Origin of the sequence: Bacillus arachidis, assembly GCF_030285945.1 — a bacterium.
In the GTDB taxonomy this organism is placed as follows: Bacteria; Bacillota; Bacilli; order Bacillales; family Bacillaceae_G; genus Bacillus_A; species Bacillus_A arachidis.
Window position 1 is genome coordinate 500524 of sequence record NZ_CP127376.1, and the last position, 12806, is coordinate 513329.

Annotated in this window: 14 protein-coding genes; 7 read left to right on the forward strand and 7 right to left on the reverse strand. The window is 35.6% G+C overall.

Annotated features, from left to right (window positions below; genetic code table 11):
- Positions 1-2 precede the first annotated feature (2 nt).
- The 3 genes from pflB to QRY57_RS04250 all read left to right on the forward strand — a co-directional run bounded on the left by pflB (position 3) and on the right by QRY57_RS04250 (position 4628).
- Positions 3-2252 carry a formate C-acetyltransferase gene (gene pflB, locus QRY57_RS04240; protein ID WP_026592516.1) on the forward strand — a complete coding sequence of 750 codons (2250 nt, stop codon included), beginning with the start codon at positions 3-5 and terminating at the stop codon, positions 2250-2252.
- A gap of 66 nt (positions 2253-2318) precedes the next feature.
- On the forward strand, positions 2319-3050 hold the full coding sequence (gene pflA / locus QRY57_RS04245) for a pyruvate formate-lyase-activating protein (RefSeq protein ID WP_208018670.1): 732 nt from the start codon (positions 2319-2321) through the stop codon (positions 3048-3050).
- 411 nt (positions 3051-3461) lie between these two features.
- Complete coding sequence (locus QRY57_RS04250; protein ID WP_286016738.1) at positions 3462-4628, forward strand: diglucosyl diacylglycerol synthase; 1167 nt, start codon at positions 3462-3464, stop codon at positions 4626-4628.
- A gap of 567 nt (positions 4629-5195) precedes the next feature.
- Here QRY57_RS04250 and QRY57_RS04255 read toward each other — a convergent pair.
- The 4 genes from QRY57_RS04255 to QRY57_RS04270 form a co-directional block, all read right to left on the reverse strand.
- The gene (locus QRY57_RS04255) at positions 5196-5315 is read right to left on the reverse strand and encodes a YfhE family protein (RefSeq protein WP_003194890.1); all 120 of its coding nucleotides are present in this window, start codon (positions 5313-5315) and stop codon (positions 5196-5198) included.
- Positions 5316-5416: 101 nt separating this feature from the next.
- On the reverse strand, positions 5417-5974 hold the full coding sequence (locus QRY57_RS04260; RefSeq protein WP_026592519.1) for a GNAT family N-acetyltransferase: 558 nt from the start codon (positions 5972-5974) through the stop codon (positions 5417-5419).
- Between the two features lie 240 nt (positions 5975-6214).
- A complete protein-coding gene (locus tag QRY57_RS04265) occupies positions 6215-7345 on the reverse strand; it encodes an amidohydrolase (protein WP_026592520.1) in 1131 nt (376 codons plus the stop codon).
- Between the two features lie 79 nt (positions 7346-7424).
- On the reverse strand, positions 7425-8336 hold the full coding sequence (locus QRY57_RS04270; RefSeq protein ID WP_286016739.1) for a TIGR01777 family oxidoreductase: 912 nt from the start codon (positions 8334-8336) through the stop codon (positions 7425-7427).
- An 82-nt stretch (positions 8337-8418) separates the two neighbouring features.
- Between QRY57_RS04270 and recX the strand changes: the two genes are divergently transcribed.
- Complete coding sequence (recX, locus tag QRY57_RS04275) at positions 8419-9231, forward strand: recombination regulator RecX (RefSeq protein WP_286016740.1); 813 nt, start codon at positions 8419-8421, stop codon at positions 9229-9231.
- Positions 9232-9240: 9 nt separating this feature from the next.
- Positions 9241-9558 carry a YfhH family protein gene (locus tag QRY57_RS04280; protein ID WP_090693694.1) on the forward strand — a complete coding sequence of 106 codons (318 nt, stop codon included), beginning with the start codon at positions 9241-9243 and terminating at the stop codon, positions 9556-9558.
- A 63-nt stretch (positions 9559-9621) separates the two neighbouring features.
- On the opposite strand, the gene QRY57_RS04285 is transcribed toward QRY57_RS04280, so the two are convergent.
- Both QRY57_RS04285 and QRY57_RS04290 read right to left on the reverse strand, forming a co-directional pair.
- Positions 9622-9774 carry a YpzG family protein gene (locus QRY57_RS04285; RefSeq protein ID WP_000122139.1) on the reverse strand — a complete coding sequence of 51 codons (153 nt, stop codon included), beginning with the start codon at positions 9772-9774 and terminating at the stop codon, positions 9622-9624.
- A gap of 58 nt (positions 9775-9832) precedes the next feature.
- On the reverse strand, positions 9833-9991 hold the full coding sequence (locus QRY57_RS04290) for a small, acid-soluble spore protein K (protein ID WP_018767248.1): 159 nt from the start codon (positions 9989-9991) through the stop codon (positions 9833-9835).
- 209 nt (positions 9992-10200) lie between these two features.
- Here QRY57_RS04290 and QRY57_RS04295 point away from each other — a divergent pair, with 209 nt between their 5' ends.
- Positions 10201-10467: a YfhJ family protein gene (locus QRY57_RS04295; RefSeq protein WP_090693653.1), complete on the forward strand. Its 267-nt coding sequence runs from the start codon at positions 10201-10203 to the stop codon at positions 10465-10467.
- Between the two features lie 28 nt (positions 10468-10495).
- On the opposite strand, the gene QRY57_RS04300 is transcribed toward QRY57_RS04295, so the two are convergent.
- Positions 10496-11476: a metal-dependent hydrolase gene (locus tag QRY57_RS04300; protein WP_026592525.1), complete on the reverse strand. Its 981-nt coding sequence runs from the start codon at positions 11474-11476 to the stop codon at positions 10496-10498.
- 149 nt (positions 11477-11625) lie between these two features.
- Here QRY57_RS04300 and mutY point away from each other — a divergent pair, with 149 nt between their 5' ends.
- The gene (gene mutY, locus QRY57_RS04305; RefSeq protein ID WP_208018673.1) at positions 11626-12720 is read left to right on the forward strand and encodes an A/G-specific adenine glycosylase; all 1095 of its coding nucleotides are present in this window, start codon (positions 11626-11628) and stop codon (positions 12718-12720) included.
- The last annotated feature ends 86 nt before the right edge of the window (positions 12721-12806 follow it).

A 12806-nucleotide genomic window follows, 5' to 3' on the forward strand; every position in this document is an offset into this window, starting at 1 on the left:
GGATGACTGAAGTATTAGAAAATGTAAAAAATGCATGGGAAAACTTTAAAGGTGAAAAGTGGAGAGCAGAGATTGATGTTCGCGACTTCATTTTAAATAACATAAACGTTTATGAAGGTGATGATTCCTTCTTAACTGAAGCAACAGAAGCGACGAAACAACTTTGGGATCAAGTAATGGAGTTAACGAAACAAGAACGTGACAATGGCGGCGTCCTTGACATGGATACAGAAATTGTTTCTACTATTACATCACATGGTCCAGGATATTTAAATAAAGATATTGAAAAAGTAGTTGGTTTCCAAACTGACAAACCATTCAAACGTTCATTACAACCATTCGGTGGTGTTCGTATGGCAGAACTATCTTGTGAAGCTTACGGATACGAAATGGACAAAGAACTAAGCCGTATTTTCAGAGACTATCGTAAAACGCATAACCAAGGTGTATTCGATGCTTATACTCCAGAAATGAGAGCAGCTCGTAAATCAGGCGTTATTACAGGTCTTCCAGATGCATATGGTCGTGGTCGTATTATTGGTGACTATCGCCGTGTTGCATTATACGGTATTGATCGTTTAATCGAAATGAAAAAAGCAGATTTAAACTTAACAAGCAGTGTAATGAGCGAAGAGACAATTCGTTTACGCGAGGAGTTATCTGAGCAAATTCGTGCCCTTCAAGAATTAAAACAAATGGCAGCTTCTCATGGTTTTGATATTTCTAAACCAGCAACAAATACACAAGAAGCATTCCAATGGTTATATTTTGGTTACCTTGCAGCGATTAAAGAGCAAAACGGTGCAGCAATGAGTCTTGGCCGTACATCTACTTTCTTAGATATCTATGTTGAAAGAGATTTAGCAAACGGTACATTAACAGAAGAAGAAGTACAAGAAATTGTTGACCACTTCATTATGAAATTACGTCTTGTGAAATTCGCAAGAACACCTGATTATAATGAATTATTCTCTGGTGATCCAACTTGGGTAACAGAATCTATCGGTGGTATTTCACTTGATGGTCGTCCATTAGTAACGAAAAACTCATTCCGATTCTTGCATACATTAGACAACTTAGGACCAGCTCCAGAACCAAACTTAACAGTTCTTTGGTCTAAACAATTACCAGAGGGCTTTAAAAACTACTGTGCGAAAATGTCTATCAAAACATCTGCAATTCAATATGAAAATGATGACATTATGCGTCCAGAATATGGTGATGACTATGGTATTGCTTGCTGTGTATCTGCAATGAGAATTGGTAAACAAATGCAATTCTTCGGAGCACGTGCAAACTTAGCGAAAGCATTATTATATGCGATCAACGGTGGTAAAGACGAAAAAACAAAAGCACAAGTTGGACCTGAATATGCACCAATTACTTCTGAAGTATTAGATTATGAAGAAGTTATGCGTAAATTCGATGTGACAATGGAATGGTTAGCAGGCCTTTACTTAAATACTTTAAATGTAATTCATTACATGCATGATAAATACAGCTATGAGCGTATCGAAATGGCACTTCATGATACAGAAGTTCTTCGTACAATGGCAACAGGTATCGCAGGATTATCTGTAGTAGCTGACTCTTTAAGTGCAATTAAATATGCGAAAGTAAAACCAATTCGTGATGAAAATGGTATTGCTGTTGATTTTGAAATCGAAGGCGATTTCCCTAAATACGGTAATAACGATGACCTTGTAGATGAAATGGCAGTAAGCCTTGTAAAAACATTTATGAACAAGCTTCGTAAACATAAAACATATCGTAACTCTGTTCATACAATGTCAATCTTAACAATCACATCTAACGTTGTATACGGTAAGAAAACTGGTAACACACCAGATGGCCGCCGCGCTGGCGAACCATTCGCACCAGGTGCAAACCCAATGCACGGACGTGATACAAAAGGTGCACTAGCATCATTATTATCTGTTGCGAAATTACCATATGAAGATGCACAAGATGGTATTTCTAATACATTCTCAATTATTCCAAAAGCACTTGGTAAAGAAGAAGATGTACAAGTTCGTAACTTAGTATCTATGTTAGATGGATATGCAGTAAAAGAAGGACATCACTTAAATATTAACGTATTTAACCGTGAAACATTAATGGATGCAATGGAACATCCTGAAAAATATCCACAATTAACAATTCGTGTATCTGGTTACGCTGTTAACTTCATTAAATTAACTCGTGAACAACAAATTGATGTAATTAACCGTACAATGCATGAAAGCATGTAAGTAAAAAAGTTTCCCTCTGTTTTTCGTAGGGCGGAGGGGAGCTGTTTTAATAGAGGAGGAAGTAACATGGTAAAAGGAAGAATTCATTCTGTTGAGTCTTGTGGAACTGTTGACGGCCCAGGGATTCGTTATATCATCTTTACGCAAGGGTGTTTACTACGTTGTCAATATTGTCATAATGCGGATACGTGGGAAATTGGTAAAGGGAAAGAAATAACAGTCGAAGAAGTGATGCAGGATGTTACATGTTACATTCCTTTTATGGAAGCTTCCGGCGGTGGTATTACTGTAAGTGGCGGTGAGCCGCTATTACAGTTAGACTTTTTGATTGAACTGTTTAAGAAATGTAAAGAGATCGGCATTCATACGACAATTGATTCTTCGGGTGGTTGCTACTCTGAAGAGCCAGAATTCCAAAGAAAATTAGATATTTTAATGGACTATACAGATTTAGTATTATTAGATTTAAAACATATCGATCCTAAAAAGCACCGTAAATTAACTGGTAAAACGAATGAACACATTCTACAATTTGCTCGTTATTTATCTGATAAACAAAAACCAATTTGGGTAAGACACGTATTAGTTCCAGGTGTTACTGATAGTGAAGAAGATTTGCAGAGATTATCTAATTTCATTCAAAGCCTTTCTAACGTAAAGAAAGTAGAAGTCTTACCATATCACAAACTTGGTGTATATAAATGGGAAGCGCTTGGACATAAGTATCCTCTTGAAGGGGTAGAACCTCCAACAGAAAAAAGTGTTCAAAATGCAAAAAATATTTTACAAGCAGTCTAATCCATTTGGATTAGACTTTTTGCTTTCTTTTAATAAAATCTAGAGTATATCTGAAGAAAAGAGTATACTGAAAGTAGAATATCCATATTTTTGTAAAGAAATAAGAGGATAAATTTACATAATTGTAAAGGGAAAACCAAATAGTACCAAGAATTAAGAAGTAGCAGGGCGAGTATCATGAAATATGATCATTTGTAAGTTATTGCGAAAGCCCTTATAGGAAAGTATAATATAAAGATATGAGCACAGATAGGATTAAGGGGTCAATCTTATATGCTTTGCATATCCACGACAGGTACATAGCTAACATGAAAGTGTTGGAATCCAAACATGTAATTTTTTTTAGGAAAATGTTTTTCCTATTGTCGTATATGCAATATGGGAAAGCGAAAAAGCTAGGAGTGGATTTGTTTGATAAAAAACCCCAAGGTTTTAATATTAACTGCACATTACGGTAATGGTCATGTGCAAGTAGCAAAAACATTAGCACAAACATTTCGTCAAAAAGGAATTGAAGATGTGATTGTGTGTGATCTATTTGGAGAGTCACATCCGGTCATAACAGATATTACAAAATATTTATACTTAAAAAGCTATACAATAGGAAAAGAGCTATATCGCTTATTTTATTATGGTGTAGAAAAGATTTACGATAAGAAGATTGCATCGTGGTATGCGAATTTTGGAAGAAAACGTTTAAAAGCATTATTACATGCAGAAAAACCAGACATCGTTATTAATACATTTCCAATTATTGCAGTGCCAGAATTGAAAAAACAAACAGGTTTTTCAATTCCTGTTTATAATGTGTTAACGGATTTTTGTTTACACAAAATATGGATTCATCGTGAAGTAGATCGTTATTTTGTAGCGACAGATCAGGTGAAAAAAGTAATGGTTGAAATTGGTGTACCTTCAGAGCAAATCGTAGAAACTGGGATTCCAATTCGTAAAAACTTTGAGTTAACCATTAACCCAGAAATCCTATATAGTAAATATCAGTTATCTCGTGAGAAAAAGATTTTGCTTATTGTAGCAGGTGCTCACGGTGTATTAGGAAATGTAAAAGAATTATGTCAATCATTTATGACAATCCCTAATCTTCAAGTAGCTGTCGTTTGTGGGAAAAATGAAACTTTAAAACAAGAGTTACTAGGAATTAAGGAACAAAATCCTGAGGCATTAAAAGTATTTGGCTATGTAGAGAATATAGATGAGCTATTCCGTATTACCTCTTGTATGATTACAAAACCAGGAGGCATTACGTTAAGTGAAGCAGCAGCTTTACAAGTACCTGTCATTTTATATAAACCAGTACCAGGACAAGAAAATGAAAATGCAATGTATTTTGAAAAAAAAGGAGCTGCACTTGTCATTCGCGAAGATGAGGATGTTTTTGCGAAAACAAAGGCACTATTAGAAGATGATATGAAGCTCCTGCAAATGAAAGAAGCGATGAAAAGTATCTACCATCCAGAGCCGGCTTGTCACATTGTAGATACAATTTTAGAAGAAAATCATGTGCAGCCTAATCATATACCAATTAAGTCACCGGCTCTTGCTCAATCTTTTACGTAGAATGAAACCCTCTTTTTATTTTGGAAGGGGGTTTTTGTTTTGTGTGAATTCCGTATAGTAAATAGAGTTAGTAAGAATGTATCCATGCATTGATGGTTAATAAAGTTGTATGTTATCCACAAAAGAAAAAGATTTTAATAGCCGGTAAAGTCGGAATATTAACAATGATATCCACATTATCCACAATTTTCAGAAAAAATATCCACAAATTAAACATCATATATGTGATTACTTTTATCCCGTCTTAACAGGCAGTAAGACCCTACGTCTCAAGATTCAGAGAGAAATAAAAAAGATAGGGGGGAGATCAACTGCCCGTAAAGGCCCGATTGGTGAGGGCTAATAATCAGCGGGGGATGAAGAACCCCCACTGATTAAAGTTTCACGTTATAGTAATCCAAAAGAATTACTTAATTTATGCACAATTCTATTAACTCTGTGGATAAAGTTTTCCACAAAAAATACTCCTTATAGTATAAGGAGTAAATCTTTACTTTGTTATCCATAAAGTAAATGGTATGGATTGGTAGGGGAGAGTTGGAGATCTCCTCAATTTTCACTTTATGATTATACACCTTTAGGACGGTACCCAGCTGCACGATCTGCTCTTCGAAACTCTCGCTGATAAAGGACCTCTTGTGTACTATTTAATGTATTTCTTGCTTTCTCACGTTTCTTTCTATCCATTACAGATCACCTCGTGTCATAAAGTTATTACCTATCGTTTCCAATGACACAAGGAGATATACATAATAAACAAGTATATTCATTTTATAATTCGTTATATATTACGCTTCTTTTAAATGATGTGTATCTTGAAATGCAGTATCACGCATTGTAGTAAGTGTATATTGATCTTTAACAATTTCATATAAATTATACACTTCTTCATTTGCATTAATTTGATCATAAACAGCTTTTCTAGTCTCATTCGCTAGGTTTATATATGGTAGTTTTTCAGCTGCTTTAATCGAACGAATATTCACTTTACGAATGCGCATAAAAATTGTTTCAACATCCAATTCATAGAACAGCTCGCTGAAAAACGCATCTTTTGCTAATTTATTATAACCCTGTCCGTGATAAGGTTTCCCAAGCCATGTGCCAAGAAAACCAGCTTTTTCTTGCACATCAAATAAAGTAATCGTGCCAATAGGGTTTCCCCATTCATCTAAAATTGTGCGTGAAATTAATTCACCACGCTCTTCAGCTTCTATTGTTTGCTTTGTTAAAAATAAAAATTCTTCGTATGAATAAGCTTTTTGACGCACAAAAGGGAAGACAGCAGGATCCACCATCAAATCGTATAGAACGTGGCTGTCGTGTAAGTCGCGTTTTTTTAACATACTAACTCCTCCTCACATGAGGGTAGCATGACGAAAAAACACCCCACCCTCGAAATTTTTATATCAAACTTTAAAAAATTTCGGGGTGGGAATCGAACCCACTAGAACCAGTCTATAACGCTGGTGGCGCACCATTTGCCTTCCCCATTCATCAATTTGAAATGAATATCACGACACAAATTGATTATGGTTTCATTCAGTTTATAATCGTATAATACTTTATCTAGTCAAAAAAATAAACTAGTTTTTTTTATTTTTTCTATAAATTATTTTTCCATCAATCATAGTTAATACGGGCTTGGCTAAATAATGAAATGGATGATGTGTCCATAACACAAGATCAGCATCTTTTCCAGTTTCGATACTTCCAATTCTTTCCTCTAAACGTAGATTTCGAGCAGGGAGGATTGTAATGCCTTCTAATGCAATTTTTTCATCTAACCCTTCCCTGACAGCGATGGCTGCACAAACATTTAAATATTGAATGGGAGTATAGGGATGGTCTGTTGTAATGGAAACTTCTATCCCATATTTTGATAAAGTATGGTACGTATCCCATGATTTATTTTTTAGTTCAATTTTTGAGCGACGTGTTAATGTCGGACCAACAGAGATTTTTAAGTTTTGGTTGGCAAGCTCATTTACAATGAAGTGTCCTTCCGTACAATGTTCAATGCGTAAATCAAGATTGAATTCTTTTGCAAAGCGAAGAGCGGAAAGAATGTCGTCCGCCCGATGAGCGTGCATACGTACTGGGATTTCTCGGCGCAGTGCTTTTAGAATAGGAAGCATTCGAAAATCGGCTTCGTTTCCATAATGTTGTGCTTCGTAGAAAGATTCTCGAAGCAAGCCCATAATCCCCATACGGGTAATCGATTCTTTGGTGCCATTACTATGAACTCGTTTTGGATTTTCTCCAAATGCAATTTTTAACCCTGCAGGTTCTTGAATGATCATATGATCGATACAGGTTCCGGCAGTTTTAATTACACATGTTGTCCCGCCAATAATATTTTGGCTTCCAGGCATAACGTGGGCAGTTGTAACACCATTTTGAACCGCATCTTGAAAAGCAATATCAAAAGGGTGGATGCCATCTAAAGAACGGATATGTGGTGTTAATACTTCGGATGTTTCATTAGCATCATTTCCAGCCCATCCAGTCCCTTCATCGTATAGGCCAAGATGAGTATGCACATCGATAAATCCTGGTAAGAGGTGAAGGGCTCTTGCATCGATAACGGTCATATCTTGAGTTGGTTCAATATGTGGCTTTATCGCAGCGATTTTATTGTGTTTAACCAATACATCTCCTTGAAATTTAGAAGAAGTAATGGGATATACAATGGCTTGCTTAAATAGGGTTTTCATAGATACCTCTTTTCCATTGGCTAATAACCTTTAAATAATTAGTAAATAGAACAATTTTAATGGACGTATTTTAGAAGTACTACAGTGTATGCGATAGTATATTTTGTAATGCATGGTTTAATGTAGGAAAAGAATACTGATATCCATACTGTATTGCTTTGTTAGGCAATACATGTTGTCCTTGCAAAACAAGCATACTCACTTCTCCAAGTAAAGCGTGTAGTGCAAATGCTGGGACGGGAAGCCAGTGTGGGCGATGCATGACAATTGAAAGTGCCTTTCCAAACTCTTTCATTGTTGTAGGATTTGGAGACGTAATATTAAGAGGTCCTTCTATTTCTTTTGTATTTATTGCAAAATCAATCATGCGAATGGCATCATCTAGATGAATCCAAGATAGCCATTGATTGCCCGAGCCGATTGTTCCACCAATAAATAATTGATAGGGAAGCAACATTTTTGGAAGGGCACCACCATCTTTTCCTAAAACAATTCCAAAGCGTGTATAGACGGTTCGAATCCCGAGAGAGGTTGCGTGGGCGGCTGCTTCTTCCCATAGTTTTACTGTGGCTGCTAAAAAATCACTGCCATTTTCTTTGTTCTGTTCTGTGAAAATTTTTGTTTCAGAAGTCCCGTAATAACCAATTGCGCTAGCGTTAATAAAAGTATGGGGTTTCTTCTGTAATGTTTGTAATTGTTTAATGAGACTATTTGTTGTATGAAGACGACTCGCTATAATGCTTTCTTTCTGCTTTTTTGTCCATCGACCGTTATTAATAGATTCTCCAGCTAGATTCACAAGCACATCAATAGAAGAAAGAGGGAATTTATGTGAATGTGCATCCCATTGGATGTATTGAATGTTAGAATTGAGAGGATTCTCTCTTTTTTTTCGGGTAAGAATGTAAATTGTGTATCCTTCTTTTAGGCTTAAAAAATTAGCTAATGCTTTACCGATAAAACCAGTTCCCCCAGAAATTGCGATTTTCAACTGAACTTCCTCCTCATTATATATATTCATGAAAAGCAAAATTGTTCCACAACTATGTTAAAATAGTAGCGAGGTGAAGAATATGGCTGTCATTACAAAAATAGAAGTACAAAAACGAATGAAAGACCGATTTAATATTTATATTGATAAAGGTCAAGGTGAAGAATACGGATTTAGTGTGAATCAAGTCACCTTAATCAAGCATGGTTTGCAAAAGGGGTTAGAAATTGATGAAGTAGAGTTAGCAAATATTTTGTACAATGAAGAAGTGCAAAAAGCATATTTACAAGCAATTTCTTATTTATCCTATCAAATGCGTACGAAACAGGAAGTAGAAGAATACTTACGAAAAAAAGAAATTGGACAAGCCATCATCTCTGAAGTTATTTCGAAGTTATTACATGATCGCTATATTAACGATAAAGAGTATGCCATTTCATATGTACGAACTCATAGCAATGTGAATCAAAAAGGACCGACTACTATTAGACGGGAACTTCTTGGTAAAGGTATTCAAGATATAATTATTACTCATAGTTTACAAGAATATCCGAAAGAGAAGCAAATTGAAAATGCCTTTGAGCTTGTAGAGAAAAAGAAAAAGTCCTATCAAAAGCATTCTTTTTTACAAATGAAACTGAAGCTAGAAGAAATGTTAGTACGTAAAGGATATAATCGTGATGTGATTCAAATTTGTCTAGAAGAATTAAAAGAGGAAAAGGATAGCGCGCAGCAACAAGAGGCGTTGTTATATCATGGGAATAAGTATCATGAGAAGCATAAAAAACATGATGGATGGACATATGAAAATAAGATGAAACAAGCATTATATCGAAAAGGTTTTTCCATTGATGAGATAGATACATTTTTACAAATGAAACGTGAAGAGGGATGAGAGAATATGATGAATGTGCCAAAACGCTATAGTGAAATGACAAAACATGAGCTAAGAGAGGAAATTGGCATTTTAAAAGAAAAGGCTGTGAAGGCAGAACAACTGGGTATAGTAAATGAGTTTGATGTATTAATGAGAAAAATAGCAATGGCTCGTGCTTACATGCTAGATATAAACGCATTTCAGATTGGCGAAACGTATGAACTGATAGAGGAACCGGGGGTATTATTTACGATTACGTATTTCAATGGAGTATTTGCTTGGGGACGTAAACAAAATGACACAGAGGAGATTGGTATTCCTATTTCGCTATTACAAGAGAGATAAAAAACCAGAGAGCCTTGGCTGCTCTGGTTTTCATTTTTGGTAGTTGTTAAAGGAGATAGGCATTTAAATTTGGCGTTTTCTCATTTCATTCGCTAAAATAATGAGAGACTGGGTTTGTTGCGTTTGTCCGTTTACTTGCGCTTTTGCATGTTTCGGACGCGCCCAGGTAGGGTTGAATAATTCAGAACGACGATCTAAATGATTACGGTAGCTCATCTTTATCACCTCATATAGGAAGTTAATTGCAATAACTCTTTAGAAATTACTATTGTTTTTACTCTTCCTGATGATTTGCGGCACGCATACGCTCTTGTGGGTGCGTGTTAATTGTGCCATTAGGTCTTTTCGAAGCAAAACGAGCTTTTGCTTTCGTTGGACCATCGATTTTGCTGTTGTTTTTTGATTCAGACCAAAATTCAGCTTGTCTACCCAAGAAAAACGCCCCCTCATTATTAATGATACTTGTTAAGAAGTATCGTTAATAGAATGTGCAAAATAGAGAAAATTATGCTTGAACATAAAATGAAACTTCTGTTGGCGATGAGAGAGGTTCATGAATGAGTGTATGCTTTTATTTATAATTTTGCTGTGGCAGTGAGGCTGCAGGGGAAAGTAGGAAATTAATTAAAGGAGAAATAAATAATGAATGATAAATATGAAGTATTAACAAAAGAATTACTTGAAAAAAATAGCTTTCTGTCTTATTCTCAGGCACGCGCATGGATTGAGCTATTGTGGGAGGACTTCCAAGTCACGTATGCAAAGTCTGGTCGTTATCAAGGTGAAGAAATGACGGAACAAATTGTAAGAGCATGGATTAATAACCATGGCGAACGTCTTCATGAAATTCGTACGAATAATCCGAAATACAGTCATTTGATTAATCAAGATGATCATTTAAAGCATTAAGAAAAGCGACCGAAGTTGGTCGCTTTTTTTAATGTGGAATCAATTCTAATTTTTTACGAAGTTTTTCTTCACTAAAAATCCAGCCAGTGTAGGAATTAATGATGTTTAAATTTTGATCTAGTTGGACGATTGCAACGAATGGGTAATAGTCTTTACTACGGTACCGTAAATCGATAAAACGCACTTCATAATAGTTGTCGTAATCAAAAATGTCCCAGCGATATACAGGTGAAAAAGATAAAAAAGCAGAAATGTTTTCATCTTTTTGTGCAGCCTGCATAATTTTATTATCTGGAAGTGGAATACGATTAAATTTATCATGTACCATAATATGGCCGCGGTGCCAACGCGCGACATAGTATTTGTCTCTTGTAGTAATTGCCAAATGATAATGATAAAAACGATAGGAAGGAGAAATGATGACTTCCTCTACATTTTCAAATCGTTTGTAAACGACACTTTTGATATTTTGTCTCATTACAATCCGACCAATATAGTAGACAAACATTAAAACATATGCAGCTAAAGCAGTATATCCTTTATGTGAGCCGACGAGCATGCAGGCGATAGCGAGTATGTGGATAAAGAAGATTACGGCATCGAATGTATTAATTACACCTAATGCAACCCACTTTTTTGTGAAAGGCCGTAATGCTTGTGTACCATAAGCATTAAAAATATCAACAAACACGTGAAGAAAGACGGCAATAAATGACCAAAGTAGTAGATGGATATATGGAGCTTCTGTAAAGAAGGCAAAGGCAATTCCACTTATAAGGAAAGACCAAATAATAACAGCAGGAATGGAATGAGTAATTCCACGATGGTTTCGTATATATTTTGCGTTATTACGTAATTTTAAGACGGTATCAATATCAGGAATATTGGAACCGGCAATCGTTGCAAGCATAACAGCTTGTGGTCCGAAATCACTCTGGCTAATGGCTGGATCTAACGTTGCTAAACCACCTAATGTGACGCCCATAACAAGGTGAGTGGCTGTGTCCATGAAAACACACCTCCGTTTTTTATTAATGTAACTCTTTTTATTCGATATCTCAAGGCATTTGCCTTCAATTTCCTATATCATCTTACTTAAATTTTTTCCTAAAATCTTTATAATAGTACGTATATGCAAAAAAATGAGGGGGATCAAGTTTGACACTTGAAATATTAGATGATTTTAACATAGAGAAGTTTCAACATGATTTAATTAGTTGGTTTGAGAAAGAACAGCGTGACTTACCGTGGCGTAAAAATAAAGATCCGTATCGTGTTTGGGTTTCTGAGATTATGCTGCAACAAACAAGAGTAGAAGCTGTAAAACCATATTACGCAAATTTTATGAGAAAGTTCCCGACATTAGAAGCATTGGCATCGGCAGAGGATGAAAAGGTATTAAAAGCATGGGAAGGCCTCGGTTATTATTCTAGAGCTCGCAATTTACATGCAGCAGTTAAGGAAGTAAAGGAAGTATATGGTGGGAAAGTACCAAGTGATGTAAAGAAAATTGAAAAATTAAAAGGCGTTGGTCCATACACAAAAGGTGCGATTTTAAGTATTGCATACGGTATACCAGAGCCAGCTGTAGATGGAAATGTAATGCGCGTTTTATCCCGTATATTATCGGTTTGGGATGATATTGCGAAACCTAAGACACGAAAAGTATTTGAAGAAATTGTACGTGAAATTATTTCAAAGGAAAATCCATCCTATTTTAATCAAGGATTAATGGAGTTAGGTGCGCTCATTTGTATTCCAAAAAATCCAGCTTGTTTACTTTGTCCAGTTCGGGAACACTGTCGTGGTTATGCAGAAGGTGTACAGAAAGAGTTGCCAGTCAAAAGTAAAGCGAAAGCTCCTAAAATGGTACCACTTGTTGCGGGGGTATTGCAAACAGAGGATGGAAATTATGTAATTAACAAAAGACCAAGTACAGGATTACTTGCGAACATGTGGGAATTTCCGAATGTTGAAATCAATGGCGGGATTCGGAATCAAAAACAACAACTCATTGATTACATGAGGGAACAATTTTCCTTATCTATTTCCATTGATGAATATGCAATGAATGTCCAACATACGTTCACGCATCGTACATGGGATGTATTTGTATTTTATGGAAAAGTAACAAGTACTATTAAAGAAACAGATACATTAAAAGTTGTATCTAAAGAAGAATTTGAGAAATTACCTTTTTCTAAATCGCATCGTACGATTTATGAAGAATGTGTGGAAAAACTTCAACCTTAATGGTTGAAGTTTTTTCGACATAAACATAACAATTACTTACAAATATTTCATATCCCCTTAACAAATGACAAATACAATGGAAGTTG

Bases quoted from the DNA above. Each gene is read 5' to 3' on its own strand.
- pflB (WP_026592516.1), top strand. From the start codon at position 3: ATGACTGAAGTATTAGAAAATGTAAAAAATGCATGGGAAAACTTTAAA.
- pflA (WP_208018670.1), top strand. From the start codon at position 2,319: ATGGTAAAAGGAAGAATTCATTCTGTTGAGTCTTGTGGAACTGTTGAC.
- QRY57_RS04255 (WP_003194890.1), bottom strand. From the start codon at position 5,315: ATGGATAGAAAGAAACGTGAGAAAGCAAGAAATACATTAAATAGTACA.
- QRY57_RS04260 (WP_026592519.1), bottom strand. From the start codon at position 5,974: ATGTTAAAAAAACGCGACTTACACGACAGCCACGTTCTATACGATTTG.
- QRY57_RS04265 (WP_026592520.1), bottom strand. From the start codon at position 7,345: ATGAAAACCCTATTTAAGCAAGCCATTGTATATCCCATTACTTCTTCT.
- recX (WP_286016740.1), top strand. From the start codon at position 8,419: ATGGCTGTCATTACAAAAATAGAAGTACAAAAACGAATGAAAGACCGA.
- QRY57_RS04280 (WP_090693694.1), top strand. From the start codon at position 9,241: ATGAATGTGCCAAAACGCTATAGTGAAATGACAAAACATGAGCTAAGA.
- QRY57_RS04285 (WP_000122139.1), bottom strand. From the start codon at position 9,774: ATGAGCTACCGTAATCATTTAGATCGTCGTTCTGAATTATTCAACCCT.
- QRY57_RS04295 (WP_090693653.1), top strand. From the start codon at position 10,201: ATGAATGATAAATATGAAGTATTAACAAAAGAATTACTTGAAAAAAAT.
- QRY57_RS04300 (WP_026592525.1), bottom strand. From the start codon at position 11,476: ATGGACACAGCCACTCACCTTGTTATGGGCGTCACATTAGGTGGTTTA.